Source organism: Anaerolineales bacterium (assembly GCA_030583885.1).
GTDB lineage: Bacteria > Chloroflexota > Anaerolineae > Anaerolineales > Villigracilaceae > Villigracilis.
On the sequence record CP129480.1, the window covers coordinates 66,679 to 92,992 of the forward strand.

Sequence of the window (26,314 nt, forward strand, 5' to 3'; positions counted from 1 at the left end):
CGCTTGAATTATAAATTAAAACATAACAAAAACCCCTCTCCCAAAATGGGAGAGGGGCAGAGGGGGGAGGGCGATTTAGTAATCCATGCCGCCCATGCCGCCAGGAGGCATCGCAGGGGCCTTTTCCTTCTCAGGCATGTCGGTGATCAGCACGTCGGTGGTGAGGATCATCGCGGCAATGGATGCGGCGTTTTCGAGCGCGCCGCGCACAACCTTGACGGGGTCAATCACGCCGGCCTTGATCATGTCGGTATATTCGCCGGTCAGGACGTTGAAGCCGATGTTCGCGTTTTTCTTCTCGGCGGCCGTGCGGCGGACGGTGTCAATGATGACCGAGCCATCTTCGCCGGCATTTGAAGCAAGCTTGCGGATCGGGGCCTCGAGTGCCTTCTTGACGATATTGATGCCGACCTTGATCTCTTCGTTCTCGTCATCCGCGTGAGCTTTGGCAAGTTTGTCGAGTTTGGCGGCGGCATTGATGAGGGAGATCTCGCCACCCGGGACGATACCTTCCTCCACTGCGGCGCGCGCGGCGGAAAGGGCGTCTTCCACGCGGTGTTTCTTTTCCTTCATTTCGGTTTCGGTCGCAGCGCCTACGCGGATGATGGCAACCCCGCCGCTGAGCTTCGCGAGACGTTCCTGAAGTTTTTCCTTGTCGTAATCGCTGGTGCTCTTGTCGATCTCGATGCGGATCTCCTTGATGCGGCCCTCGATATTACCCTTCTTGCCTTTGCCGCCGATAATGGTGGTGTTCTCCTTGTCAGAGACGACCTTTTCGGCGCGGCCCAGATCCTGCACCGTGGCGGATTCAAGCTTGCGACCGGTCTCTTCGGAGATGACCTCTCCACCAGTGAGTACAGCAATATCCTGCAACATGGCTTTGCGGCGGTCGCCAAAGCCGGGGGCTTTGATGGCCAGCACGTTCAACATGCCGCGGATCTTGTTCAAAATGAGCGTGGCGAGGGCTTCGCCGTCCACATCCTCGGCGATGATGACAAGTTCGCGCTTGCCGAGCTGGACGAGCTTCTCGAGCAAGGGAACGATGTCCTGCGCGGCGGAGATCTTCTTGTCATAGATCAGCACATACGCGTCGCTGATCTGGGCTTCCATCTGCTCGGCACTGGTGATGAAGTAGGGGGAGAGATACCCGCGGTCGAATTGCATGCCTTCGACGTAGTCTTCCTCGAACTGCATGGTTTTGGACTCTTCAACGGTGATGACGCCGTCCTTGCCGACCTTGTCCATGACGCGCGCAATCAAATCGCCAATTTCAGCATCTGCCGCTGAGTTGGTCGCAACCGAGGCAATTTCTTCCTTGGTATCAATTTTTACGGAATTCTTCTTGAGCTCGGTCACAATGGTCTCGGTAGCGAGTTCAATACCGCGCTTGAGCAGCATTGGGTTGTAACCGGCTTCAAGAGCCTTCAGGCCTTCGGTAACGATGGCATACGCCAGAACAGTGGATGTGGTGGTGCCGTCACCGGCAATGTCATTGGTCTTCTGGGCGGCTTCCTTCAAGAGCTGCGCGCCCATGTTCTCAAACGGGTCTTCGAGCTCGATTTCCTTCGCAACGGAAACGCCGTCATGCGTGATGGTGGGCGAGCCGAATTTTCGGTCAATTGCCACATTGCGTCCCTTTGGACCGAGGGTTGCGGAAACAGCGTTCGCAACAACAGTCATGCCGTTCTTAAGCTTGCGGCGGGCTTCTTCTGAAAATACAAGTTGTTTAGCAGCCATAATTCACTTCCTATTTTTGATTTCTTTGGGATTATCCAACAATGCCGAGAACATCGCTCTCGCGCAGAATGAGCAATTTCTTGCCATCCATCTTGACTTCGGTGCCGGAATACTTGGCGAAGAGCACGGTGTCGCCAGTCTTCAAATCCATGGCGATGCGCTCGCCCTTGTCATTACGGTCACCAGGACCGGCGGCTAATACTTTCCCCTGCTGGGGTTTTTCCTTTGCAGTTTCAGGCAGGACAATACCGCCCGAGGTCACTTCTTCCTGCTCGATGGGTTCCACGAGCACACGACCACCCAAAGGTTTGAATGATACTTTTGCCATTTCTTGCCTCCATAAGAGTTTTGGATTTTTTTGAATAAGCACACAATTAGCACTCAATGCTCCCGAGTGCTAATTCAATATTACCTAGTTTCATGGGTCAAGTCAAGGGGATTGAAAAAATTCTTACAAAACTCTGACGGACACAGTCTTTCGATAGTCTAGCCGCTCAGCCCCGCCTCTCTCTAGACCTGAGTCCTGTCTCCCCGCCCAAGCCGATTCCACGCCTCAGCCTTTACGGCGTTGGCGTAGGTTCGGTCATGGCGGGTTCAGCGGTCGCCGTTGGCGATCCCAGCAGATCCTGAACGCTAATACCCGTTTCCAGACTTCTGCAAATATTCCGCACAACCGCCATGTCAGCGGCGATATTTGGGTCGCTGATGTATTGGGATGATTCAATGATCTGCACAATTTCCATCGCCTGATCACAATAATTGACCTTTGACGTGCTTAACGCAGCCAGCTCCGAGGCGTAAATGTCAAAGTAATACACGGTGCTTTGTGAAAGCGGCAAACCAATCACCTCGGAGGGCTCATCATTGGGTCCGCAGCCACCGCGCCCATCACAGGATTCTTCCGCAGTGCAACCCTTGATCGCACATTTGAATGCCAGGATGCCGGTCTCATAATTACGGTTCTTGTGATACAACACGCCCAATTCTCCATAAAATACCGCGTTATCCGGCTGGAACTCGATTGTCCTCTGCACATTTCGAATGGCGATGAAGAACTCACCCATCTGCGAATACGTCCTCGCGATGGAGAGATACGGCGTCGGGTCCTGAACACCCAATTGTTCATTGATACGGGCGGTCTGCGCGAAATATTCCAGCGATTTTTCATATAACTCACGCTGGACCTGCTCGTTCGGGCTGTCAAACGCGAGACGGCGGTACCCCGCGCCTGCCCGCAGGTGAAGAAATGTCAAATTCGGCGTGATGGCAATGGCGCGGTCATATGCCTGAATGGCAAGCGCATATTCCCCCAGAGACTCAAGCACATAGGCATGTACACGATGCACATCCATTAACGAAGAGTCGCGCTCCAAAGCCTGTTGGATGGTTTGCAGGGCTTGCGTCCACTTTTGCTGGTCCACCAGCACCTCGGCATAGAAAGCCAGAGCGAGGGCGCTGGAGTTGTCCAATTGTAAGGCGCGGACTGCCTCCCGCTCAGACTTGATCAAGAGATCCTGCGCCTCACGATTATCTGTAATATAGGACGCCTTCCAATTCAAGGCAAAGGAATACACGGCATGGGCAAAACTATTATCGGGGTTAACCTCCACAGCCTTTTCTGCAGACTCGATTGCCTCATCCAGACGGTCAAGGATGTCATCCCGCCGGACGAGCAAAGCCGTGGAATAGGTCTGAATGCGTGATAGCTCCGCCCACACTTGGGCATTGGTTGGATCCACCCTCACGGCTTCTTCGTAGACCGTAATTGCCCCGGGACTTACCGTGCCATCGGTGTTTACCGTATCATTCAATTTGCCGGCTGTAAACAGCGCCTCGCCTTCGAACACATACGATTGGACAAAACGCGTGGGCGTGGGCGTGGGCAGGAAGAGCGGCTTGACATCGCCCTGCTGCACCGAGCGGATCAGCCATATCCCTGCCAGGATCAGGATGACCCAGAAGAACATGCGATAGACGCTGGATTCGTCGCGGCGGCGGAAGAGGGCGCGCCCGTGGTAAATGTTCATGGCGTGGGGGTTTCTGTCGATACAGAATCAGGTGTCGGTGAAGCGGGAGGCGCGATGGGCGTCTGCTCGAGATTCTGCTGGCAACGGCTGACAATTGCATTGGCATTATCCACGGCAAGTTGATCCGATGGGACGCGGGAAATGATCAACTGCGCGATCTGCAATGCCTCGCCGCACTGGTTCAGGCGCGCCAGCGCAAGCCCGTAGGTAAAATAATATTCGGCAATGCGGATGCTTGGCACCAGAGTGATGGGCTCAAGCCGAATGCCATCTTCCGTGAACCCGCCATTAATCACATATTGAAACTGCTCAACCGCTTCGGGCCAGTAATTGTTTCGGTAATACATCACGCCCAGGTTGCCGCGCAGGTTTGTATCTGCGGGGGAATCTGCCACGGCAGATTCAGCGTATTGCATGGCCTTGCCGTACTCGCCAATGGTGGCATACGTGCGGGACATATACAGGTCCGGCAGGGGGTTCTCCGGGTTAAGCGCGTTGGCGCGCGTGAAAGATTCCACCGCCTTGTCATAAATCCCCAGGATGCGATAGTTGCTTCCCATGGAAAGGTGCAGATCCGCGATATTGGCATTGATGGCGATGGCGGCTTCAAACTCGCGCAGGGCTTCCTCGTAGTTCGCTGTGGATTCAAGGATAATACCGCGCGCGCGGTGGGTTTCCAGGGTGTTCGGTGCAAGGGCAATGGCAACCTTTGATTCCTCAATGGCTTTTTCAATGCCTTCGAAGGAACCCACCCCGGCGTTAAAGGAGTTGACGAGAATTTCGACATAATAGGCATGGGCAAGCGCGTTGTTGGGGTCCAGCTCCAGTGCGCGTTTGATGTTGGATTCCGCCTCGAGATGTTCTCCTTGAAAACTGAGCGCCCAGGCACGCACGGCATGCGCCATGGAATTGCCGGGGCTGAGTAGCAGCGCGTCCTCCGCGCTGCTTTGCGCCTCCTTGTACTGGCCTGCAAACACAAGCGTGCGTGCCAGCATCACGTGGACAACCGCGTCATCCGGACGCGAGATGATGGCCTGCCTGTATGCATCGATGGATGGGAGCAGTTTCCCCTCCTTGAACAATTCATCCGCCTGTGCCACAAACGCCTCGGGCGCAATGGTGGCGGTGGGGGTGGGCACACCCAGCGGCTGAACATCCGCAATAACGTAGCGGTTTATATATGCGCCTCCCAGCACAAGCAGGCACAGCAGAATAATGCGGAACCAATTCGGCTTGTTCCGCCGTTTTCGGTTCATACTCCATTTACTTCCTTTTAGATACATGAATTTATATTACCATCCGCAGGAAAGCATAGTCAAGCAGGGGTAGGTATCTCTAATTTGCTTCTTATGCCCGCTTTCGGGCATGATATATGCTAAAATCGCTTTTATGCAATTCGAGGTATTCACCCTCCTGCCCGAAGCATTCCCCTCCTATCTTGAAACCAGCATCATCAAACGCGCCCGCGAACGGGGTCTGATCGACGTGCGCATCCATAACATCCGCGAGTACACGCACGACAGACACCACACCACCGATGACATGCCCTACGGCGGCGGCGGTGGAATGGTGATGAAACCCGAGCCTGTTTTTGAAGCCGTTGAATCCGTTTTGGGATTGGTTGCGCCTCAGACTCCGCCTGCAGCCACATCAAACACCCCGATCATTTTACTCACCCCGCAGGGACGTGTCTTCAACCAGTCCATCGCCCAGGAGCTTTCGGCGCATCCGCGCATTGCCCTGCTGTGCGGACGTTACGAAGGCGTGGATGAGCGCATCCGTGAACATCTCGTCACGGACGAAATCTCCATCGGTGATTACGTGCTGACCGGCGGCGAATTGCCTGCACTCATCCTCATCGATGCGATTGCCCGTCTGCTGCCCGACGTGCTCGGCGACCCCAGCGGCGCGGAAGATGACTCGCACGCCATGGGCCTGCTCGAATATCCGCACTATACCCGTCCACCGGAATTTCGAGACTGGAATGCGCCGGACATCCTGCTCTCCGGCAACCACGGCAAAATCGAAAAATGGCGCCGCGAACAGGCCCTGGAAAGAACCTTTCGAAAAAGACCGGATATGCTGGAAAAGGCGGAATTGACAAAGGAAGATTTGAAATTTATTGAAACGTTGAAGAATGAAGGGTAGAACGTTGGAAGGCAAAAAGGTTGGCAACAAAACCTGCAAACCTTGAATTTGTAAACCCACACGGAGGAACTTATGTCAGCACGCTTGAACTATGGCAAGACCTTCCTGCTCGGCTTTGGCTTTTTTGGCGTCAGCGTTATCTGGGGCGTATACAACGCCTTCGTCCCCATTTTCCTGGCCGATAAATTTGGGCTGGCGCCCGCCATCATCGGCTTTTTCATGACGCTGGATAACATCGCGGCATTGCTCATCCAGCCGCCCGTCGGGGCCTGGTCAGACCGCCTGCGCACGCCGTGGGGTCGGCGCATCCCGTTCATCATCTTCGGCGCACCGGTCACGGCGATTGCATTCGGGCTGATTCCACTCGCGGCAGCGCTTCCGCTCTTCGTCGCCTGCACCAGCACCATGCTGCTCAGCGCCGCATTGTGGCGCACCCCCGTCGTCGCGCTCATGCCGGATATCACCCCGTCGAAATTCCGCTCGCAGGCGAATGGCATCATCAACTTCATGGGCGGGATCGGCGCCATCGTCGCCCTGCAGACCGGCGGCATTCTCTACAAATTGAGTCCAAATTTCCCGTTCTGGCTTGGCTCCGCGCTGGCCGTCATTGCCGCGCTGATCGTTTTCATCTTCATCAAGGAACCAAGGGAATACGAAGATACCGAACCCACCGAACAGCCGAGTATGATCGCCAGCCTGAAGGAAGTGGTCAACGACCCCGATAAAAGCGGACTGCGCATCCTGCTTGCCATCTTCTTCTGGTTCATCGGCTTCTCGGCGGTCGAAACCTTCTTCACACTCTACGCCAAGAACCATCTCGGCTTGAACGAAGGCGACGGCGCAACCCTGCTTTCAGTACTGCCCTTATTCTTTGTGCTGGCTGCGATTCCATCAGGATACGTAGCCGGCAAGATCGGGCGGCGCACCACCATATTGATCGGCCTGATCGCGATTACCATCATGCTCATCCTGCTTTATGTCACGCCGGCCGGCGCCCTGCTGACGGGCATTGCCCCCCTGCCTCTGGTCGGCATCCCGCTCGTGGAAGGCGGCGCGCGCATGCTCACTCTCGCAGGGGTGTTCCTGATCCTCGGCGGCATCGGCTGGGCGTTCATCAACATCAACTCCCTGCCCATGATCGTGGACCTGACCAGCGCAGCACGTATCGGTACGTTCACCGGTTTGTACTACCTCTTTTCCACTTTCTCCGCCATTGTCGGTCCAAACGTGAACGGCTGGGCAGTTCAATTGACAGGCGGCGATTACAATACCATCATGATCATCGCGCCGGTCTTCATGATGATCGCATTCTGGCTGATGGTCGGTGTGAAGCGTGGTGAAGCAGTGACGGGTTCGGAGTAACGAATACCAGGTACCGTGGCACGCATTCCGTATTTCATTCCTCCGGCGATTGCCTGTCTGGCCCTCTCAGCCTGCATGCAATCGCCGGATTGTTTTCGGCAGGATGTCTTTTGTGCCGCACTGGTGACAGACACACTCGGCATCAAAGATCACGGTATCAATCAGGATGCATGGGCCGGGCTGCAGCAAGCCAGCACGCATGGATCGACAGATCATATCGCGAACATCGAATCTGTTGGAGCCCGCGATTACGAAAAGAACATTGCCTACTTTGCGGACAAAGGCTATGACCTCATCATCACGGCAGGCGTTGGGATGCGCGACGAAACGCTTCAAGCCGCGGACCGTTATCCTGATTCTGTTTTCATCAGCATCAACCAGGACCAGAGAGAAGCACGCCCAAATCTCATTCCCATCTCATTCGCGGAAGACCAGATGGGATTTCTTGCCGGGGCGCTGGCGGCGCGGCTGACAAAAACGGGCGTGGTCGCCGGGGTGTGCGAGACATCCGGTATTGACTCGCTGTGGCGGTATTGCGAGGGGTTTCGGGCCGGTGCAGAGCACATTAACGGAGATATCAAAGTCCTGATCGCCTATCGCGATGACGGAGACCGCGAAAAGTTATTCATCGACGAGGCTTGGGGATATGAAAATGCGAACAAGCTCATCTTTCGCGGTGCAGATGTGATCTTTGCAGCAGGCGGCGCGACCGGGCAGGGCGCGTTGCGCGCGGCAACGGAGGCGGCCATCCCTGCGATAGGGACGGAACGGGATCAGGCGGCGGCGCTGGGAGAATCAGGTTCAGGCGTGGTTACCTCCATCCTGGGACGGACCAGTTTTGAGGTCCAGGAAGTGATGCGCTTGATGAAGGATGGAAACGTCCCTGAGCCGAGGAGGGGCCAATTTTGGTATGTGTCATTGAGCCAAAAATTCCCGGAAAGCTTAAAAAACGAGATGGATTCCATGCTTTTTGAGCTGTGGATTGGGGAAATTAAGACGAATGTCACTCTTAAAAAACCTTAACAAACTACGGTCTTGCACAAAGGATGGAGAAGATTTATACTTGCAAAGTCGTAAGGCTGCGCCCATTGGGCGAGCCTAAAAATCTTTACTCTTCTAGAGGAGAAGAAAAAATGAAAAAGCTTTACTATGTTATGGCCCTATTGATCGTCGCTTCGATGATCCTTGCGGCTTGCGGTGGAGGAACGCCTGCCACCGAGGCCCCAGAGGTGGAACAGCCCGCCGCAACCGAAGCCCCTGCGGTTGTGGAACCGCCTGTCATGGAAGTCACCGTTGATGATTGTGCAAAGGCTGAAGTGCTCTGCGTGGGTCTCGTGACCGACGTGGGCAAGGTCAATGACAAGTCCTTCAACCAGTCAGCCTGGGAAGGCGTTTTGAAGTCCCAGGAAGATGGTGTGGCCGACCTCATCCAGTTCATCGAGACCGCCGATGCGAAAGACTATGCCAAGAATATTGCCCAATTTGCCGACAATGGCTTCGATGTCATCGTGACGGTTGGTTTTGGTCTTGGCGAAGCCACGGACCTCGCCGCCCTTGAATACCCGGATGTCTGGTTCATTGGCGTGGATCAGTTCCAGGCTTGGGAATACGATGGCGACCCCAGCACGGACATCCCCAACGTTTCCGGCCTCAACTTCCCTGAGGACAATGCCGGCTTCCTCGTCGGTGCACTTGCGGCGATGATGTCTGAAAGCAATGTGATCGGCGCCGTCTGCGGTACGGATGTGGTGCCTCCCGTTTGGCGCTTTGGTGAAGGCTACAAGGCTGGTGCTGCGTATGCGGATGCCGCCATGGGCACCACCACCAATGTGTTGGTTGTGTATCACAGCGATGTCGGATTCGACAAGACCTTCACGGATCCCGAATGGGGCGCACAGACCGCCAAGTCCATGATGGACCAGGGCGCGGATTCGATCTTTGGCTGCGGCGGCATCACCGGTAACGGCGCCATCACTGCCGCTGCCCAGGCTGGCGCCTACGCCATCGGCGTGGACACCGACCAGTACTTCACCCTGCCGGAAGCCGCTCCCCGCATGCTCTCCAGCGCGATGAAGCTCATCACCCCCGGTGTTGCCGAGTTGATCGCCGCGGTGAAGGATGGAACCAGCAAGGCTGGCAACGTGATCGGCGACGCTGGCTACGCTCCGTACCACGATCTTGACGGTGAAGTTCCCGCCGAAGTCAAAGCCAAGATGGAAGAGATTAACGCTGGCCTGCTGGATGGCACCATCCTGACCAACGTTCCCCCTGTAAAACCGTAGCTCCATTTTCACATATAACAAAAAGGAGAGAGGCGCAAGTCTCTCTCCTTTTTATTTTGATGGCACTCTGCCCTTTCCAAAACCTTGGATTGCGCACATCTTGTTTGATATAATTGCCTGACAATCAACAGGTTCCACCGGAGCGAAGGATGCAATCTGAAAAGCAATCGAATTCTCCAATCAAGAAAATCCTGCAATCAATCTCAGATGCAAGTTTGGTCCCATTTCTTGCCATTCTGACTGCAGTTGTTTTTGGCGGGATTATCATCAAGCTGGCCGGGGGGGATCCCGTGATGGCATACAAAGGTCTCATTGAAGGGTCACTTGGTTCAAAGAAAGCATTGAGCGAAACCACTGTTTGGGCGACCCCGTATATCTTCGCCGGCCTGGCTGTGGCACTGGCATTCAAAGGCGGCCTGTTCAATATCGGTGCAGAGGGACAGCTTGCTGTCGGTGCGGTTTTTTCAGCCCTGATCGGGTATGCCCTGCCGGAGTGGCTCGGCTTTGACCTGCCTGCCATTATCCACGTTCCACTGGCTGTTCTTTTTGGCATGCTCATGGGCGGCGTATGGGCGGGCATTGTCGGCTGGCTAAAAGCATACACGGGCGGACACGAAGTCATCAACACCATTATGATGAACTACATTGCCTTGAATACAACATCCTTCCTTTTGAATGGGATCATGAAAGACAGAAGTCCCACCAATGTGATCGCGCGTACTCCTTTGATCGCAGAAAGCGCGCGCATCCCCCCCATTTTTGAGGGTCTGCGGATGCACTGGGGTTTTATCCTTGCCCTGCTGGTTGCAATCCTGATCTGGTGGCTATTAGCAAAAACAACCCTGGGATTTCAGATCCGCACGGTCGGTTTAAATCCGGATGCCGCGAAATATGCAGGGATGAATGTCAAACGCATTATCATTCTTACGATGGCACTTTCAGGGATGCTTGCAGGGCTGGCAGGTTCCATTGAGGTGACCGGCTTGAACTACCGCCATGAACTTGGCTTTTCAATTGGATATGGGTTTGACGCCATCGCAATTGCATTGCTTGGAAAATCCCATCCGCTTGGCGTTGTGCTGGCATCCTTCCTTTTTGCGGCAATGCGCAACGGGGCCACGCGGATGCAATTCCTCACGCAATTGCCGGTGGATCTGATCTCCATGATCCAGGCGTTGATCCTGCTCCTGGTTGCGGCAGATGCCATCGTACGCTATATCTATCGAATTAAATCCAAAGGCGAGCGCGTTGTGCTCACCCGCGGCTGGGGAGGCTAGGAGAACAACATGGATTGGAAACGTTTTGGTTTCATCGCTCTCATTATCATTGTTCTTTTTGGGATCGTTGTCCTGATCGGTCAGGCCAAACAGCCGCCCATCCTGATCATAACCAGCATGCTGGCGACGACCATCGCAGTTGCAACACCGCTCACATTAGGCGCGCTCTCCGGAGTGTTTTGCGAACGCTCAGGCGTGGTCAACATCGGCATTGAAGGCATGATGCTCTCATCCGCCTTCTTTGGCTGGATCGGCGCCATCTACATGTTCCATCTCTTTGGTTTTGGTATCAGTACCAGCATCTACCTGGGTGTCGTCTTTGCAGTCATTGCCGGCGGGTTGATGGGACTGCTTCATGCAGTGCTTTCCATCACCTATAAAGTGGACCAGATTATTGGCGGCACGGTTATCAACATCCTGGCAATCGGGTTGACCGGCTTTCTAAACCGCCAGTTATTCTTTGGGAAAACCAGCACCTTTGGAGGGAATATCCCAAATTCTCCCGGCGTTTTACCCACCCTCCATGTACCCATCACGGAAATATTCTCCCCCCTTTGTGGCGTATCCGAATCCTGCCTGCAGGCCGTAACAGCCATCAACCGCGTGTTTGACCAGAAGCCCATTGCCATCAGCGCCATCCTGCTGGTGTTCATTTCCCATTATGTACTGTTCAATACGCGCTGGGGCCTGCGTACCCGCGCGGTAGGCGAACACCCCAAAGCCGCGGATACGGTTGGAATCAATGTTGCTAAAATGCGCTATGCCAACGTCATCATCGGCGGCATGTTCGCCGGGCTGGCAGGCGCATACTTCACCATTGAATCCGTGCCCTCCTTTGAACCCCTGCTGACGAACGGACGCGGTTTCATATCCCTGGCGGCGATGATCTTCGGGAACTGGACCCCCATCGGAGCATGGGCAGCGTCGCTCGTTTTTGGGGCGGCCCAGGCATTAAATATTAATCTGCAGATCTTCCGCGACGTCATCCCTCCGCAATGGGCATTCCTGCAACAGTCCTATATTGTCGGCCTAACGCCGTACATCCTCACCATGTTCATCCTGACGGGCATTATTGGTAAAACCACACCGCCCGCCGCGGATGGCGTTCCATACGAGAAATAAGAGGCGGATATGACTGAAACAAATATTGTCCTTGAAGGCAAAGGCTTAACCAAACAGTTTCCCGGCGTACTCGCCAACGACGATGTAAACTTCGAACTGCGCAAGGGCGAAATCCACGCCCTGCTGGGAGAGAATGGCGCAGGCAAAAGCACGTTGATGAACCTTCTCTATGGTTTGTATCACCCGGATAAAGGCGAGGTATTCGTCAACGGAAAACCCGCCAAAATCAATTCCCCCAATGATGCGATTGCGCTCGGCATCGGCATGGTGCATCAGCACTTCATGCTTATCCCCGTCTTTACCGTTGCGGAAAACGTCATGCTCGGGGATGAGGAAATCAAACGCGGCTCACTGGACCGCAATTCTGTTGCCTCAAAAATAATTAAAATCTCATCCCAATATGGACTCGAAGTAAATCCAAACACATTGGTTGGCGACCTGCCGGTAGGTTTGCAGCAACGTGTTGAGATCGTAAAAACACTCTACCGCAATGCGGAGATCGTCATTCTGGATGAACCGACCGCCGTCCTCACCCCGCAGGAAGCGGAAGACCTCTTCCGCATCATGCATGACCTGACTGCACGCGGCGTATCCATCATCTTCATCACCCACAAGCTCAAGGAAGTTCTCGCCGTGGCGGACCGCATTACCGTCATGCGGGCGGGACGCGTGATCAACACCGTCACCCCCGCAGAAACAAGCGAAGCCCAATTGGCCAACATGATGGTTGGGCGTCAGGTCATCCTCACCGTTGAAAAGGATGACATCAAAGCAAATGAGGATATCCTCAAAGTGGAAAACCTCTTCGTGCGGGACCAGCGCGGCTTGGAGGCAATCCACAACGTCTCCTTCACCGTTCGTGGCGGCGAGATCCTCGGTATTGCAGGCGTACAAGGCAACGGGCAGACTGAACTCTCGGAAGCCATTACCGGCCTGCGGGCAGTCCAAAGCGGAAAAGTGTTGATTGATGAACATGACCTCACTGACAAATCGCCGCGCTTCATGACAGCGGCCGGACTTGCCCACATCCCCGAAGACCGCCAGCGTCACGGACTTGTACTCAGCTATAGTGTAGCGGACAACATGGCGCTTTGTGATTACTACCGTCCGCCGTTCAGCCGACGCGGCGTCATACAACCCAAAGCCATGGATGGAAACGCGCGGAACCTCATCAGCGCATTTGACGTCCGCACACCCTCCCCATTTGTCACCGCCGGCAAACTCTCCGGTGGCAACCAGCAAAAAGTCATTGTGGCGCGTGAACTAAGCCGCGAAAATGTCAAGCTCGTCATTGCCAACCAACCCACGCGCGGTCTGGATGTCGGTTCCATCGAATACATCCACGGCGAGATCATCAAAATGCGGGATAGAGGCGTCGCCGTCCTGCTGATCTCCGCCGAACTGGATGAGATTATGGCGCTCTCTGACCGCATCGCCGTCCTATTCCGCGGACAGATCGTCATCACTGTGGGAACAAAGCAAGCCACCCGCGAACAACTCGGCTTATGGATGGCTGGCGCACATGGGGAACCCGCATAGAAGTCAGATTGACCACTTTCCACGCCCAAAAATTGCCACATCAAAACAGGAGTTCCTCAACTCCTGTTTTGATTCAAGTAAAAAATGCGTCAAACCTATCTTGCGGTAAAATATTGCCGCATGAAGGAGAAGAAATCATGGATAAGAAAACACGCCTGTTCAACCTTTACCTTGTTTTTGCATTGATCCTGGGCGCATGCAACCTGCCGGCCAATAACCCGGAGGATGCCAGCGCCACCGCCGCCGCACAGACTGTGGAAGCCCTGTTAAGCGCGACACCGGTTGTAACGGACACCCTGTCCCCGACTCCGGTCACGCTGACTCCCATCCATCTGACGGAAACAAACACGCCGGTACCAACAGCCACAGCCACCTGCAATCTTGCACAGTTCATCGCAGATGTAACCATTCCAGATGGAACCGTCATGACGGCCAGCCAGGCATTTACGAAAAAATGGCGTCTCAAGAACATCGGTGCCTGTGCCTGGAACGGATTCTCGCTGGTCTTTGACAGTGGCGATGCCATGGGAGGTCCCGCCTCCAAGCCAATCGCCACCCTCAACCCCGGGCAGGAGGTTGACCTTGAAGTAGCCCTGACCGCCCCGGCAACTGCCGGAAACTACCGCGGGTATTGGCGCATCGTAACCAGCGGAAATGTGCTCGTCCCGATTGTAAACGGCTACCAGGGCAGAGCCTTTTATGTGGACATTAAAGTACAGAATCCAGCCACCATACCCCCCGCCGTTACGCAAGTGATCCTTAATCCCATTGAAAGTGAAAGCGGAACGGTCTATGAACCCGCTGCCGGGCAAAACATCCCGCAAACCATCCTGGCGGGGGACACATCCTCCAACCACCTTGCCCGGGGATACATGAGTTTCAATATTGCGAATTTGAGCGGCAAGACCATTCAAAGCGCTTCCCTGGCTCTTGGCAGTTGCAGCCAGGTCCAGGATCCTTTTGGCGGACTGGCGGGCATATGGGTTGGAGAAGTGCAATACAGCCTGCCGCTGAAACAAGCGGATTACAGTATTGCAGGAACGGGCATACAACTGCTTAATTCCATTCCCGGCCCCATAGATGTGAAAGCCCTGGTACAGACACGCGTAACAGAGGGAAAGAATCGCTTCCAGATACGGCTTCACCCTGCAGGACCCAGCGATGCAGATGGGCAGGCCGATTACATCACATGTGCCGCAAATCTGGTGTTGTTGACCATTGTCTACAATCCTTAAAACAGGATTAGTGCATGAATAAAAGAGAACGCCTGTTCCTGCGGGCGTTCTCTTTTAACAGTATAATAATTTCCGCACATGAAAGGAAAAAAATGTTCAAACCAATAAAATATATATTGTTTTCCGTCACCATGATCACGTCCCTGCTGATCACATCCTGCGGCGCAGATTCAACAACGGATGAAGTCATCCAGACCGCGGTTGCACAGACCGTCGCCGCACAAAATACAGAACAGGCAATGGTCACTGAAACCCCATCTGTGCTTGCAACACAAACACCTTTATCGTTCGATGCAACACTTACACCGCTTGGGTCGCTGGCATCCCCGACTGCAACGCTTAACCTTTCAAAAGCCGAATGTGCCAAGGCAAGCCTGACAAGCGAAACCATCGCAGACGGCACGGTCTTCAAACCCGGTGAACAGTTCACAAAGACCTGGCAGATCACCAACACAAGCAACTGCGTCTGGGATACAAATTATAAGATCGTATTCTGGGACGGCGATATCATGGGCGGAGGCTATGTGTACAACCTGCCTCAGGTCACGGGCCCCGGACAGACGATACCCATCTCCCTGGTCCTGACTGCGCCAGTCTCCAATGGGACCTTCCGCTCTGAATGGAAATTGCAGACCCCGGATAAGATCAACTTCGGCGTGGGGTTGTATGACAATTCCTTCTACACCGAGATCGTTGTATCGGACGCAAAAAAACCGCCATACGGTATCCTCTCCGTGGACTATAACATCACCCGCAGGCCGACCACAGGCTGTCCATTTAATATCTGGTATACGGTGTACGCCACCATCACCGTCAGCGGACCGTATGAATTCAGCTATTACTGGGCGCAAAAGGACGGCAATGACAGCGGCATAAAAACCGTATTCATGGACAAGGCCGGTTCCATGACCATTTCCCGCGAATGGAAGGTCAGCATCATCGACAGCCAGAACGACCGCTGGATGCAGATCATTGTTACGGACCCCGTATACAGGGAATACGGCAAAGCCACCTGGCCCTTCGAATGTAAATAAACTCGCCTATAATTATAAAGCATGGTAAAAAAGGGAAGTCTGCTCAGGCAGGCTTCCCTTTTTTTGATCGGGAACCATTTTTGTTGTCCATTCGTCTTTAACCTTTGGAAAAGATGATCCGGAGGAACCATGTCTACAAAAAGATTGCCCATTACCCTTTCGATTGTCATCCTGGTGATCGCGCAACTGGCTTGCAATGTGCCAGGAAATTCTGCGACACCGGATACATTCGCCACCCTGGATGGACTGTACACCGCCTCAGCCCTGACACTGGAAGCTGCCGGCACACAAACTGGTTTTACCGCCACCCCGGGCCTGCCGCTGCCAACCGCTGCAGAGGGATCACCTGTTTCAGCGACGGGCACACCCATTTCACAGCTGCCAGGCCCGGCGTCCAGATGTGATGCGGCGCAATTCCTCGGCGATGTCACCTACCCTGATGGGAGTCTCGTTGCGCGCAATAACACTTTCGTCAAGATCTGGCGCATTAGAAATGTGGGGACCTGCTCATGGACCACATCCTATGCACTGGTATTTACCAGCGGGGATTCCATGAACGGACCTGCAGCCGTCGCACTCGCCGGTACGGTAAACCCCGGGCAGTACATTGAGGTGCCTGTGACATTTACCGCGCCGAACAAAGACGGAGGCTATCGCGGCTATTGGAAATTACGAAATGCGTCGGGCGTGCTGTTTGGGATAGGCGCCCAGGCAGATACCGCTTTCTGGGTGGATATTAAGGTTGCCGGTCCGTCCTTTGTTGCCTATGATTTTACGAGCAATCACTGTCAAGCAGATTGGAGCAACGGCAATGACGGGCTTCCATGTCCCGGGACGGAAGGCGCATCGAAAGGTTTTGTTATAAAACTGAACGATCCAAAAATGGAAAATGGTGTGACAAAAAACGAGCCCGCCTTGTTGACCGTGCCCCAGGATAAAAACAATGGGATGATCAGCGGACAATATCCGGCTTTCCAGGTGCAGGCAGGAGATCGGTTCCGTGCATTAGTCAACTGCCAGTACAATGCAAAGAAATGCAATGTCATCTTCCGCCTCGAGTATCGCAGCAGCGGAGTGGTAAAAACACTGGGCAGCTGGCATGAAGTATACGAAGGGCAGTATTATCCCATTGACATGGATTTAAGCGGTCTTGCAGGTAAAACGGTGAAGTTCATTCTCGTGGTAAGCGCAAACGGCGGAAATAATGAAGACTATGCCATCTGGCTACATCCTCATATTATACGTCAGGGCAACCCGCCTCCGACGTTGACCCCGTCTTTAACCCCAACCATGACCCTCACACCGAGCATGACGCCTACCGAAACACCCACCGAAACACCGACACCCACCGATACCCCTTCCCCGTAGGTGAGTTATAATAATGTTAACGATATTGGAGGTCACGACCATGAAATCTCGCAAGTTAATTTGGCTGGTTGGCGCGACAATACTGGCGGTCACCCTGAGTTCCTGCAATATAGGCGCCACCCCCGCGCCTGCAGAGGACCCGGGCGCGATCCAGACACAGTCATTCAGCATTGTATTAACCCAGGCCGTCTTGCAACAAACACAGACCGCGCTGGCAATCCCGCCAACGCCATTGCCAACGAACACACAGCCCCCGACTGTTGAACTCCCCACGTTCTCGCCCCTGGGGACAAACACGCCTTTTGCCTTCAATACACAACAACCCGGGGTAACACCGCTGGCATCCCTGCTCCCAACAGTGGGGGGTGTTGTTTCCACTGTTACTACAAAGAATGGATGCAATGATGCAGCCTATTTGGGTGAAGGCGGCGTCAAGGATGGGGACGAGATTGATGCTGGAAAAAATTTCAGCAAATCCTTTATGCTCCTGAACACGGGAGAATGCAGTTGGGATGAAGGGTATGGGTTCATGTTTGTTCCAGAATTTACCACCCCGGGTTTTCAGGGCATTAACATTGTGTTACCTAAAAACAAACCTGAAGATTACACCAAACCGGGAGCCGGACAAACTTTTGTCCTAAAACTGACTGCGCCGAAAACGGTAGGGACATACAAAGCCTACTGGAAGTTGAGAGACGATGTCGGCAATTTCTTCGGTCCCCTTGTCTGGCTCGAGATTGTCGTCAAGTAAGGCCCGACGCTCAAGAGAGGTACTTATGAAAACCAGACTGTCCGCCGTTCTACTGGCAAGCGCATTAATTATTGCCGCCTGCGCTCCCGCCGCACCTCTTGAACCAACCCCTGATGTCATGGCCATTCGCACCTCGGCAGCCAATACGGTGGTGGCAGAATTCACGTTGACAGCGGCCGCTTTTACTCCCACCTCCCAGCCTACAGAAACGCCGGAGGCCGAGATCCCCACAGAAACACCAACCATTACCCTTGCAACAGACCCAACCCAGATTGCACTTGGCACGCCGGGCGTACTCTGTGATGACATGACCTTTGACCTGGCCACGATTGACGTGACCATTATCGACGGCACCACCATGACACCCGGGCAGGAATTCATCAAGACCTGGAAGATAAAGAACAGCGGTTCCTGTGCATGGGGCGAAGGCTACGGGCTCATCTTCGCCTACGGCGAAAGAATGAATGGACAAGCCGCCCCGCTTGGCACACTGGTTGAAGTTGGGCAGGAGGTGGAAGTTTCAGTTAACTTTAAAGCACCGACTGCTGTTGGCGAATATACAAGCGCATGGCAAATGGCAAATGCCAGAGGCGTTACATTTGGAAAAGCCATCTTTGTAAAAATCGTCGTCAGATAAAGTGGCAGACGCACTCAAAAAAGCCATAAAGGAAAAAGCGCGCCAGCATACCCAAACGCTTCCGCGCCTTTATCCAATGCCTTTTCAAGCCGCTTGACTTGTTTTTCCTTTATCTTCCTAGGCGTCCGAGTGGAGATGCACTCTTTAAGCCGTGCAGTTAGCAACTTCAAATTTGATGTTGAGCAGCCGCGATACAGTCGTGGGTATTAAGAATAACTTTGTACTGCACCCATAGTACCGGACAAAATTCTCCAGCGCTTGTTTTTTCCATTCGCAGATCAGGTTCGCATGAATATGGTTCTCCAAGGCGATCTGCGCTACGCTCCTATCTTCGCACAGCGCTTCCAGCATGATCTGTGCCTTCAGACTGGCGGATATTCGTTTTCCTTTGGGCATTGTTTTCTCAAAAAAAGTGCACCTTAATTATGCCCGTTTCGTGTCTAAACCCCCTTATCCACGATATCCTATTCTGCGGCATGGATCAGATGCCGTATACAACTTGACCGGAATATGCACTCTAGTTGTTCTGCCGGCAAATCCCGGATTTGCTGGGATGCAGTTTGATCACCTTTGCACGCGGCCGGAACCGTCTCCCTTCAAAAGGCTCTGAACATCGGCTACAGAGACACGATTGAAATCGCCGCTGATGGAGTGTTTCAGACAGCTTGCCGCGGTCGCAAACTCCAATGCATCCTGGCGTGTAGGATAGGTGTTCAGGCTATAGATCAACCCGGCCGCAAAAGCATCGCCGCCGCCCACTCTGTCAATGATGTCACTGATTACATATTTTCTGGATACCAGGAACTGCTCGCGATCGTTCAGGCAGGCAGACCACCCATTTGTATCCGCACTTAGGCTTTCTCTCAACGTGATAGCGATCATCTGCAGGTTCTTGTATGCAGCTAGGACATTGTCTCCCAGGATCTTGTATTCTTCGCGCTTGATGATTCCGGATTGCACGTTCACGTTCGCCTCCAGCCCCAGGGATTTTTGAACGTCCTCCTCGTTGGCAATGGCGACATCCGCATAGCGGAGTATCTCAGGCATAACCTCATCTGCTCGTTTCCCATATTTCCAAAGGTTCTTTCTGTAATTCAGGTCAACGGAAACCTTGGCCCCTAATTCCTTGGCCGCCTTGATGCTGTCGAGTGCCATGTGCATCGCGTTCTCGGATATCGCAGGTGTTATCCCGCTGATATGAAACCAGTCGCATCTGGAAAGCACAGCCTCATGATCAATCTCACTGGGATCGGCTGTGGCAATGGCTGAGTGTTCGCGGTCGTACATCACCTTGCTCGGAAACTGGTTCGCGCCGGAAGCAAGGAAATAGATGCCCATACGGCCCGGTCGCCTAATGATATGGGATGTATCCACACCAAAGCGCCGAAGCTCACCGATGCAGGCGTCCCCCAGTTCGTTTTTGGGGAGGATAGTCAAAAATGCCGCATCCATCCCGAAGTTGGCTAGGCTGACTGCTACGTTTGCTTCACCGCCACCAAATGTCGCTTCGAAGAGTGGGGATTGAAAGACACGCTCCGTGCCGGGTGTCTTCAAGCGGATCATGATCTCACCAAAGGTTATTATCTTCATATCTCAGTCCATTCTTACTTTTGGAGTAGATGCACCGCGAATTCACTGATCTCGCCCTTTAGGTAGATAGCGATCATGCGCCCGTTCTTGAACTTGGCCGTCGAAGAATCCGTTGTGTATCCTTTTGCTTCCAAGTAGGCCACCGCACGTTGGATGTTGTTGGTTCGGATCGCCAAATGTCCGTGCACGCCCAGGTATTTTTCCTTCATGACTTCAATGCTGTCACCGGCAAAGTTTGAACTTGAACCCAGCTTGACTGGAAATCCGAACAGCGCCTGCATAGCATGCACGATGTTTTTTGAGGCGTCCTCGTCTTCCGTATTAATACCGATATGAGCGAATTCGAAGCCCATCATCACATGGCGTGCCTTGGTCGACAGCTCTGTGATCTTTTCGTAAGCGCCAGAGGTAATATCGCTCTTGGCACAAACCCAGCTGCCGCCGATGGCAAAGACGTTTGCCAAGGCGGTGAACGCTCCGACGTTCTGTTCGTTGACCCCTCCGGTCGGGATGAAAGAGACGCGTTCGAAAGGACCCGCCAGCGCCTTCAGACCATCGACACCCCCGTAGACGTTGGCCGGGAAAAATTTTAGCACCTCCAGGTCGTAGGACAAGGCCTGTTGAATTTCTGTAGGCGTGACACAACCAGGAATGGCCGTAATGTTGTTCTCGATGCAATGTTCGACGATCGCCTCATCGAACCCTGGTGATACGATGCCGCGGGCACCAGCCGCGCTGCAGGCCTTGCATTTCTCCACAGAGAGTACCGTTCCGGCAACCACGAGCATGTCCGGGCATTCACGGCTGATGCTCTCAATCGCCTGAAGGCCCGCCTCGGTGCGCATGGTGATCTCGATGACATCGATTCCTCCGGCTTGCAGCGCTTTAGCCGTCGGAACAGCATCCTTGGCATCCTCGATCACGACCACTGGGAGGATGCCACAGTTGAAGATTCTTTGCATTTCATGAATCATCTTACTCTCCTTCCTATTTCCACTATCCTGGTCCCTTTGTATCCCGGTTCACAACGTTCAGCAGCTCCTGATCCAGCGCGCCCCGGACCGCCTCTTCGGCCACCTTCACCTCCAAGTCCACGCACGACTGCTCTGAATACCAGGCGATATGCGAGGTGGCGATGAAGTTCTTAGACTGGAGCAGAGGATTGTGCTTATCTAGCGGCTCGTTCTTGAAGACATCGCAGGCCCCCCCAGCGATGAGCCCCTCGCTAAGTGCGCGGTAGAGATCGTCCTCGTTTACGATTCCACCTCTGGACACGTTAACCAGGAAGGCGTTCTTTTTCATCAAATGTAGCTTCTCGTAATCGATCAGATTGTGGTTGCCATCTAGCGGGATATGGATCGAGACAATGTCCGCTTGCTTTAACAGTTCATCCAGTTCTACATGGATCATGAAGTCCTGTAATTTGTTTGCTTTACGCTTTGCCTCGTCGTTTACGATGATGTTGAAGCCGAACGCCTTGGCCCGGAAGGCAAATGCCGTTCCAATGCGGCCAACCCCAATGATTCCCACCGTCTGCTCGGAGTGGCGATAGATGGGGCTGACCCGGTGGTACTCCCAGATGCCGGATTTGATGTCCTCGAAGTTGTGGATGATCTTTCTGGACAAACACAGCAGCAGGCCTATGGCATGGTCGGCTACCTCCTGCGTTCCGTAATCCGGTACATTGCAGATCTTGACGTTGTGCCTGGTAGCGCTCTTCAGGTCGATGTTGTCTACGCCAACACCGAAACGCACGATCATCCTCAGGTCCGGCAGCGCGGCAAACACCTTCTCCGTGAAGGGGGCGTACTGGTTAATGAGTGCCTTGAAACCCTTACACTGATCGATCAGGTCGTCTTCGGTTCTGCAGTTCAGCCAGACCGGGTCGATGTTGTGCTTCCAGAGCACCTCCTGCTGGCGTTTGATGTCTGCGTGGTCAAGGTCTGTGATTGCAACTAGTTTCCTGTTCATAGGTTCCTCTTCAGTTTCCCGTTTTTTATAAATACCGTGTAATCACATCCTTGTGAATGTTCGATACAGTGGATTGGAGATTGTACATATCGCTTCCCATGATCAGCATGTTGACACCTCTGGAGATCAAAGTTTCCACGTTCTTGACCGTCGGTGGGACTGCGGGAGCCATCAATCCGATGCCCAGCCTACGGGTGTGCGTCGATATCTTGGCCATCGCATCCTGCACGTCAGGTTGGTTCACGTCGTAGAAAACGCGGATGTTCTTGGAAAGCGCGTAATCGGCTGGTCCGAAATTGATGGCATCGATCCCCGGCACAGCCATGATCGCATCAAGGTCATCAACGAACTCGTAGTCCTCCGCCATCGGAATCACCAGCTCGGTGGCGTTACTGTTCTCGATGTACTTGGAGGCATCATAGTGAGCATACCCGTAGCCGGCGCTGCGCACGGTGCTGTCGTAGCCTCGTCTGCCTAGGGGCGGGAACTTGGCACTTTTGACACACAACTTCATTTCCTCCACGTTGTGCACGTGCGGGATGATCACGCCTTCGGCGCCCATTTCAAACGCCTTGCGAATCTCGATCTCGTCCGGCCGGGTGATGCGCATCAATGGGCTTATACGAGCCTGCCTGGCAGCAATCACAACCTCCCGCAGCTCGGTTACCTCCCAAGGGCAGTGTTCCGCGTCAATGAACGCAAAATCATATCCAATGATGCCCAGCGCTTCGACGATCGCAGGTGATCCCGTGTAGATCGTCATCCCAAACACAGGCCGGTTCTTCATGGTTTCCTTCAAAGTGTTGATGTACATGGACATTCCTTTCGTGTATTTCCCTTCATTAACAATTTTTGATTTTCGCGACCTCGGTGATGTTACCCAGGTAGAAGGACTTGATGTCAGGTAGTGCGCGGAGGGTGGCAGAGGTATCCTGGAACACGATCCTTCCTTCAGAAAGGATGTAGGCATAATCCGCGACCTCAAGTGCCTTGCGCACGTTCTGCTCCACGAGGAGAATCGTTGTGCCTTGCGTGTGCAGAGACTGGATATATTCATAGATCTCGTCGCTGACTTTGGGAGACAGGGCAGCCGAGGGCTCGTCCAGGATCAGGAGTTTCGGGTTCGACATCAGGCCTCGCCCGATGCTCAGCATCTGCTGCTCTCCACCGGAAAGCACGCCGGAAGGGCTTTTCAACCTGGGCTTCAGCCGCGGCATAAAGCCCAGCACATCATCCATGTTGGATTTGATCTTGCTGCGATCCGAAATGATGTAGGCACCCAAGAGGAGGTTTTCCTCCACAGTCATGGAGGGAAAGACCTCCTTGCCCTGCGTGACGTAGGCGATGCCCTCGCGCACGATCTGTTGCGGTTTCATGCCCATGAGGCTTCGGCCCTCGAAAAGAACATCCCCCTGTGTACACGGTAGCAAACCGGTAATCACCTTTAGGGTGGTGCTCTTCCCGCAGCCGTTTCCGCCCAGAATGGCGGTCAGGGAATTGGTTTTCACGGACAGCGTCACGCCATTTAATATTTGAAGCTTTCCGTAACCTGCTTTGATGTCTTTTACTTCCAGCATTGCACCTCACACATTGGTACCTAGATAGGCTTCTATCACTTTTTCGTTCCTCTGTACCTCGAGCGGAACACCTTCGAATATCTTCTCCCCGTAATCCAGAACGGTCAGCCTTTCGCAGATGTTCATCACCACATTCATGATGTGCTCAATCATGAGGATGGTGATCCCGTACTCTTCTTTGAACTTCCGCAGCAGGCTGATCAACTTGTCAATGTTGGCGGGATCCAGTCCCGCTGCGCATTCGTCCAGCAGCAGCAGCTGCGGGGAACTGATCACGCCGATCCCCAGCTGCAACATGCGCCGCTGCCCAATAGAAATGCTGTCCGCCATATTGAAGGCCTTCTTCTCCAACCCAATCACCTTGAGCATGTTGAAGGCCTTTTCCGTCATATCTTGGTATTCCTTGCGCATACGCGATGAGCTGACCACCGCGTCGACGACGTTGCTCTTTTCATGCAAGCCCTGGGCAACGATGAGGTTGTCCAGTACGGACATGCTCGGGAATATGCGCAGGAGCTGGAACGTGCGAGATAACCCGGCCTTGGCTATCTTGCTGGGATCCAGTCCCGTGATGTCTTTGTCGTTGAAATAGACCTTGCCGCTGGTGGGTTTATAGATGCCGTTGATGACGTTAAAAAGCGTCGTCTTACCGGAACCATTCGGGCCAATGATGCCGTGAATGGAGCCTTTTTCAACTTCAAAGTTGACATCGTGCAGTGCGGTCAGACCGCCGAACTTCATGGTTAAGGATTGAACTTTTAACATCCCTACCTCAATGTATCCAGATTGCTTTCCTGGGTGTGCTGCCTCAGTATCGCGCGCTGCTGGAAGTAGTGTGTGATCGTCCCGATGATCCCGCGGTTGAGGAAAAGCACGATCAGGATCATCATAACCCCGAAGGCGATCTTCTGGTACAGTACGTACACGCGGGTGTACTCAAAGATGACTGTCACAAGAACAGCGCCCAGTGTCGCGCCCCAGGAAATTCCCAGGCCGCCGAGCACGACCATCAGCATGAAGTTTGTCTGCAAAGCCTGGATGAACGTAGTGGGGTTGATGTAGCTGGCGAAGCTGGCATACAGTGCGCCGGCAATGCCGCCGAAGATCGCCGAGATCATGAAGGCCAGCAGCTTAACGCTCGTGACGTTGATCCCCATCACGGAAGCAATCAACGGGTCGTCCTTAATGGCCTTAAAGCGGTTGCCGAAGTTGGAGCGCATTAGATTGTTGACCACGATAATGCAGACAAGCACGATCGCTAAGATGAAGAAATAGCTCTGTGTTTTTGTGGTCGCTTCCAGCCCAAAGAAATCAAGTTTGGGGATGCGGATGATGCCATCCGCCTTACCTGCCCAGGCGGCGCTGTTGATGATCAGGCGGACTGATTCGGCAAAACCGATCGTGGCCAGTGCAAGGTAAGGGCCATCGATGCGCAGGGAGGGGAGTCCGACCAGGATGCCGAAAACGGCTGAGATCGCGATGACGATCAACAGCGTGGGGATGAAACCCAATCCGGTTTTTGTCATGATGATCGCGCACGTGTACGCGCCGATGCAATAAAACCCATACTGTCCCATATTGATCTGTCCAGCCAGCCCCGTGACCGCGTGCATGCCAAGGGCGATCAGGATGTTGATGCCGACCATGCAAGCAATATGGATGTAATAATCATTTTTCGTGATGAATGGCACGGAACATGCGAGGAGCGCAAACAGTAGTGTAAACCAGGTGTCTTTGTGTTGAGAGAAGAATCGGGGTTTCTGCATGATGGTCTACGCTTTCTGTCTGGTCCGGAAAGAAAAGATGCCGTTGGGTTTGAACATCAGCACCATGATCATCATCGCAAAACTGATGATGTCCTTGTACTGTGTACCCAGAACACTCCCGCCCACGGTTTCGATGACACCGATCAGCAAGCCGCCCAGCATGGCGCCATAGACGTTGCCGAGACCGCCTATGACCGCCGCGCTGAAGGCCTTAAGGAGCATGACTGCCGCCATGTTGTAGCGCACGAAGATGATCTGGGCACTGAGGATGCCGGCGATGGCACTCATCGCAGCCGCCAGGCCAAACGCGAAGGAGGTGACCTTGTCCACATCAATCCCCATCAGGGATGCAATCTGCTTATTGAACGAAATCGCCTTCATACTGAGACCGATCTTGGACCTTTTGAACATCAAGTGGATGCCCAGCATGAGGACGGTGGCCACGCCCAACACAATGAAGTAGATGGGCTTCATGGACATGTTTCCGAGGTTGATCATGTCACCGAAATCCGCCCCATAGTTCTTCGAGACTGCCCCAAAAATCAGCCAGTAGATGTTCTGCAGGATGATCGACATGCCAAAACCTGCCACGATGAAGGTTAGCCCGCGAACAGAAAAACCAGCCGTCATCTTCAAGATCGGTTTATAGATAACCCGCTGCATGATGACCGCGATGATACTGGTGCACAGAATCGCTAAGACGAAGGAAGGTATGAAAGGTATGCCATTGGTGAAGAAAACCCATCCGAAGAAAGCTCCCATGGTGAAGAGTTCTCCCTGCGCGAAGTGCACGATGTCCAGGGAAGCATAAATAAGCGACACGGACAGAGCTAGTAGCCCGTACAGTGCTCCTACCGCCAGCCCGATAATGATGAGGTCAAAAACCATTCT

General features: G+C 53.7%; 25 protein-coding genes. 12 read left to right on the forward strand and 13 right to left on the reverse strand.

Going from position 1 to position 26,314, the window contains the following annotated elements; genetic code table 11:
* Window positions 1-75 precede the first annotated feature (75 nt).
* The 4 genes from groL to QY332_00425 all read right to left on the reverse strand — a co-directional run bounded on the left by groL (window position 76) and on the right by QY332_00425 (window position 5,020).
* On the reverse strand, window positions 76-1,737 hold the full coding sequence (gene groL / locus QY332_00410) for a chaperonin GroEL (protein ID WKZ36383.1): 1,662 nt from the start codon (window positions 1,735-1,737) through the stop codon (window positions 76-78).
* 31 nt (window positions 1,738-1,768) lie between these two features.
* Window positions 1,769-2,065, reverse strand: a complete 297-nt coding sequence (gene groES / locus QY332_00415; protein WKZ36384.1) for a co-chaperone GroES — start codon at window positions 2,063-2,065, stop codon at window positions 1,769-1,771.
* A 232-nt stretch (window positions 2,066-2,297) separates the two neighbouring features.
* On the reverse strand, window positions 2,298-3,764 hold the full coding sequence (locus tag QY332_00420) for a tetratricopeptide repeat protein (GenBank protein ID WKZ36385.1): 1,467 nt from the start codon (window positions 3,762-3,764) through the stop codon (window positions 2,298-2,300).
* The gene (locus QY332_00425; protein ID WKZ36386.1) at window positions 3,761-5,020 is read right to left on the reverse strand and encodes a tetratricopeptide repeat protein; all 1,260 of its coding nucleotides are present in this window, start codon (window positions 5,018-5,020) and stop codon (window positions 3,761-3,763) included. The genes QY332_00420 and QY332_00425 overlap by 4 nt, the downstream gene beginning before the upstream one ends.
* A gap of 133 nt (window positions 5,021-5,153) precedes the next feature.
* On the opposite strand from QY332_00425, the gene trmD reads away from it, so the two are divergent.
* From trmD to QY332_00485, 12 genes are all read left to right on the forward strand, one after another.
* Entirely contained in the window at window positions 5,154-5,912 is a 759-nt protein-coding gene (gene trmD, locus QY332_00430) for a tRNA (guanosine(37)-N1)-methyltransferase TrmD (GenBank protein WKZ36387.1), read from the forward strand.
* A 72-nt stretch (window positions 5,913-5,984) separates the two neighbouring features.
* Window positions 5,985-7,274 (forward strand): MFS transporter, encoded by a 1,290-nt coding sequence (locus QY332_00435; protein ID WKZ36388.1) that lies wholly within the window; start codon window positions 5,985-5,987, stop codon window positions 7,272-7,274.
* Window positions 7,275-7,289: 15 nt separating this feature from the next.
* Window positions 7,290-8,297: a BMP family ABC transporter substrate-binding protein gene (locus QY332_00440; GenBank protein ID WKZ36389.1), complete on the forward strand. Its 1,008-nt coding sequence runs from the start codon at window positions 7,290-7,292 to the stop codon at window positions 8,295-8,297.
* A 110-nt stretch (window positions 8,298-8,407) separates the two neighbouring features.
* Entirely contained in the window at window positions 8,408-9,556 is a 1,149-nt protein-coding gene (locus QY332_00445; protein WKZ36390.1) for a BMP family ABC transporter substrate-binding protein, read from the forward strand.
* Between the two features lie 149 nt (window positions 9,557-9,705).
* Window positions 9,706-10,833: an ABC transporter permease gene (locus QY332_00450; GenBank protein ID WKZ36391.1), complete on the forward strand. Its 1,128-nt coding sequence runs from the start codon at window positions 9,706-9,708 to the stop codon at window positions 10,831-10,833.
* Window positions 10,834-10,842: 9 nt separating this feature from the next.
* Window positions 10,843-11,955, forward strand: coding sequence for an ABC transporter permease (locus tag QY332_00455; protein WKZ36392.1), 1,113 nt, complete (start codon window positions 10,843-10,845; stop codon window positions 11,953-11,955).
* A gap of 9 nt (window positions 11,956-11,964) precedes the next feature.
* The gene (locus QY332_00460) at window positions 11,965-13,494 is read left to right on the forward strand and encodes an ABC transporter ATP-binding protein (protein ID WKZ36393.1); all 1,530 of its coding nucleotides are present in this window, start codon (window positions 11,965-11,967) and stop codon (window positions 13,492-13,494) included.
* A 137-nt stretch (window positions 13,495-13,631) separates the two neighbouring features.
* Window positions 13,632-14,729: an NBR1-Ig-like domain-containing protein gene (locus QY332_00465; protein ID WKZ36394.1), complete on the forward strand. Its 1,098-nt coding sequence runs from the start codon at window positions 13,632-13,634 to the stop codon at window positions 14,727-14,729.
* Between the two features lie 92 nt (window positions 14,730-14,821).
* On the forward strand, window positions 14,822-15,763 hold the full coding sequence (locus QY332_00470; GenBank protein ID WKZ36395.1) for an NBR1-Ig-like domain-containing protein: 942 nt from the start codon (window positions 14,822-14,824) through the stop codon (window positions 15,761-15,763).
* A gap of 129 nt (window positions 15,764-15,892) precedes the next feature.
* Complete coding sequence (locus QY332_00475; GenBank protein ID WKZ36396.1) at window positions 15,893-17,131, forward strand: NBR1-Ig-like domain-containing protein; 1,239 nt, start codon at window positions 15,893-15,895, stop codon at window positions 17,129-17,131.
* A 40-nt stretch (window positions 17,132-17,171) separates the two neighbouring features.
* Window positions 17,172-17,882 carry an NBR1-Ig-like domain-containing protein gene (locus tag QY332_00480; protein WKZ36397.1) on the forward strand — a complete coding sequence of 237 codons (711 nt, stop codon included), beginning with the start codon at window positions 17,172-17,174 and terminating at the stop codon, window positions 17,880-17,882.
* 25 nt (window positions 17,883-17,907) lie between these two features.
* A complete protein-coding gene (locus tag QY332_00485) occupies window positions 17,908-18,519 on the forward strand; it encodes an NBR1-Ig-like domain-containing protein (protein ID WKZ36398.1) in 612 nt (203 codons plus the stop codon).
* 144 nt (window positions 18,520-18,663) lie between these two features.
* On the opposite strand, the gene QY332_00490 is transcribed toward QY332_00485, so the two are convergent.
* The 9 genes from QY332_00490 to QY332_00530 form a co-directional block, all read right to left on the reverse strand.
* On the reverse strand, window positions 18,664-18,915 hold the full coding sequence (locus tag QY332_00490) for a hypothetical protein (GenBank protein WKZ36399.1): 252 nt from the start codon (window positions 18,913-18,915) through the stop codon (window positions 18,664-18,666).
* A gap of 168 nt (window positions 18,916-19,083) precedes the next feature.
* The gene (locus QY332_00495) at window positions 19,084-20,109 is read right to left on the reverse strand and encodes a sugar kinase (protein WKZ36400.1); all 1,026 of its coding nucleotides are present in this window, start codon (window positions 20,107-20,109) and stop codon (window positions 19,084-19,086) included.
* A 14-nt stretch (window positions 20,110-20,123) separates the two neighbouring features.
* Window positions 20,124-21,083 carry a bifunctional 4-hydroxy-2-oxoglutarate aldolase/2-dehydro-3-deoxy-phosphogluconate aldolase gene (gene eda / locus QY332_00500; GenBank protein ID WKZ36401.1) on the reverse strand — a complete coding sequence of 320 codons (960 nt, stop codon included), beginning with the start codon at window positions 21,081-21,083 and terminating at the stop codon, window positions 20,124-20,126.
* 22 nt (window positions 21,084-21,105) lie between these two features.
* Entirely contained in the window at window positions 21,106-22,080 is a 975-nt protein-coding gene (locus QY332_00505; protein WKZ36402.1) for a C-terminal binding protein, read from the reverse strand.
* A gap of 25 nt (window positions 22,081-22,105) precedes the next feature.
* Window positions 22,106-22,894 (reverse strand): aldolase/citrate lyase family protein, encoded by a 789-nt coding sequence (locus tag QY332_00510; GenBank protein ID WKZ36403.1) that lies wholly within the window; start codon window positions 22,892-22,894, stop codon window positions 22,106-22,108.
* Window positions 22,895-22,922: 28 nt separating this feature from the next.
* A complete protein-coding gene (locus QY332_00515) occupies window positions 22,923-23,657 on the reverse strand; it encodes an ABC transporter ATP-binding protein (protein WKZ36404.1) in 735 nt (244 codons plus the stop codon).
* A gap of 6 nt (window positions 23,658-23,663) precedes the next feature.
* Window positions 23,664-24,422 (reverse strand): ABC transporter ATP-binding protein, encoded by a 759-nt coding sequence (locus QY332_00520; protein ID WKZ36405.1) that lies wholly within the window; start codon window positions 24,420-24,422, stop codon window positions 23,664-23,666.
* Between the two features lie 2 nt (window positions 24,423-24,424).
* Window positions 24,425-25,423, reverse strand: a complete 999-nt coding sequence (locus QY332_00525) for a branched-chain amino acid ABC transporter permease (GenBank protein WKZ36406.1) — start codon at window positions 25,421-25,423, stop codon at window positions 24,425-24,427.
* Between the two features lie 6 nt (window positions 25,424-25,429).
* A complete protein-coding gene (locus QY332_00530; protein WKZ36407.1) occupies window positions 25,430-26,311 on the reverse strand; it encodes a branched-chain amino acid ABC transporter permease in 882 nt (293 codons plus the stop codon).
* Window positions 26,312-26,314: the final 3 nt, after the last annotated feature.

Bases quoted from the DNA above. Each gene is read 5' to 3' on its own strand.
- eda (WKZ36401.1), bottom strand. From the start codon at position 21,083: ATGATTCATGAAATGCAAAGAATCTTCAACTGTGGCATCCTCCCAGTG.
- QY332_00460 (WKZ36393.1), top strand. From the start codon at position 11,965: ATGACTGAAACAAATATTGTCCTTGAAGGCAAAGGCTTAACCAAACAG.
- QY332_00480 (WKZ36397.1), top strand. From the start codon at position 17,172: ATGAAATCTCGCAAGTTAATTTGGCTGGTTGGCGCGACAATACTGGCG.
- QY332_00490 (WKZ36399.1), bottom strand. From the start codon at position 18,915: ATGCCCAAAGGAAAACGAATATCCGCCAGTCTGAAGGCACAGATCATG.
- QY332_00515 (WKZ36404.1), bottom strand. From the start codon at position 23,657: ATGCTGGAAGTAAAAGACATCAAAGCAGGTTACGGAAAGCTTCAAATA.
- QY332_00530 (WKZ36407.1), bottom strand. From the start codon at position 26,311: ATGGTTTTTGACCTCATCATTATCGGGCTGGCGGTAGGAGCACTGTAC.
- QY332_00445 (WKZ36390.1), top strand. From the start codon at position 8,408: ATGAAAAAGCTTTACTATGTTATGGCCCTATTGATCGTCGCTTCGATG.
- trmD (WKZ36387.1), top strand. From the start codon at position 5,154: ATGCAATTCGAGGTATTCACCCTCCTGCCCGAAGCATTCCCCTCCTAT.
- QY332_00420 (WKZ36385.1), bottom strand. From the start codon at position 3,764: ATGAACATTTACCACGGGCGCGCCCTCTTCCGCCGCCGCGACGAATCC.
- QY332_00520 (WKZ36405.1), bottom strand. From the start codon at position 24,422: ATGTTAAAAGTTCAATCCTTAACCATGAAGTTCGGCGGTCTGACCGCA.
- QY332_00495 (WKZ36400.1), bottom strand. From the start codon at position 20,109: ATGAAGATAATAACCTTTGGTGAGATCATGATCCGCTTGAAGACACCC.
- QY332_00475 (WKZ36396.1), top strand. From the start codon at position 15,893: ATGTCTACAAAAAGATTGCCCATTACCCTTTCGATTGTCATCCTGGTG.
- groES (WKZ36384.1), bottom strand. From the start codon at position 2,065: ATGGCAAAAGTATCATTCAAACCTTTGGGTGGTCGTGTGCTCGTGGAA.
- groL (WKZ36383.1), bottom strand. From the start codon at position 1,737: ATGGCTGCTAAACAACTTGTATTTTCAGAAGAAGCCCGCCGCAAGCTT.
- QY332_00485 (WKZ36398.1), top strand. From the start codon at position 17,908: ATGAAAACCAGACTGTCCGCCGTTCTACTGGCAAGCGCATTAATTATT.
- QY332_00435 (WKZ36388.1), top strand. From the start codon at position 5,985: ATGTCAGCACGCTTGAACTATGGCAAGACCTTCCTGCTCGGCTTTGGC.
- QY332_00465 (WKZ36394.1), top strand. From the start codon at position 13,632: ATGGATAAGAAAACACGCCTGTTCAACCTTTACCTTGTTTTTGCATTG.
- QY332_00470 (WKZ36395.1), top strand. From the start codon at position 14,822: ATGTTCAAACCAATAAAATATATATTGTTTTCCGTCACCATGATCACG.
- QY332_00510 (WKZ36403.1), bottom strand. From the start codon at position 22,894: ATGTACATCAACACTTTGAAGGAAACCATGAAGAACCGGCCTGTGTTT.
- QY332_00525 (WKZ36406.1), bottom strand. From the start codon at position 25,423: ATGCAGAAACCCCGATTCTTCTCTCAACACAAAGACACCTGGTTTACA.
- QY332_00455 (WKZ36392.1), top strand. From the start codon at position 10,843: ATGGATTGGAAACGTTTTGGTTTCATCGCTCTCATTATCATTGTTCTT.
- QY332_00425 (WKZ36386.1), bottom strand. From the start codon at position 5,020: ATGAACCGAAAACGGCGGAACAAGCCGAATTGGTTCCGCATTATTCTG.
- QY332_00505 (WKZ36402.1), bottom strand. From the start codon at position 22,080: ATGAACAGGAAACTAGTTGCAATCACAGACCTTGACCACGCAGACATC.
- QY332_00450 (WKZ36391.1), top strand. From the start codon at position 9,706: ATGCAATCTGAAAAGCAATCGAATTCTCCAATCAAGAAAATCCTGCAA.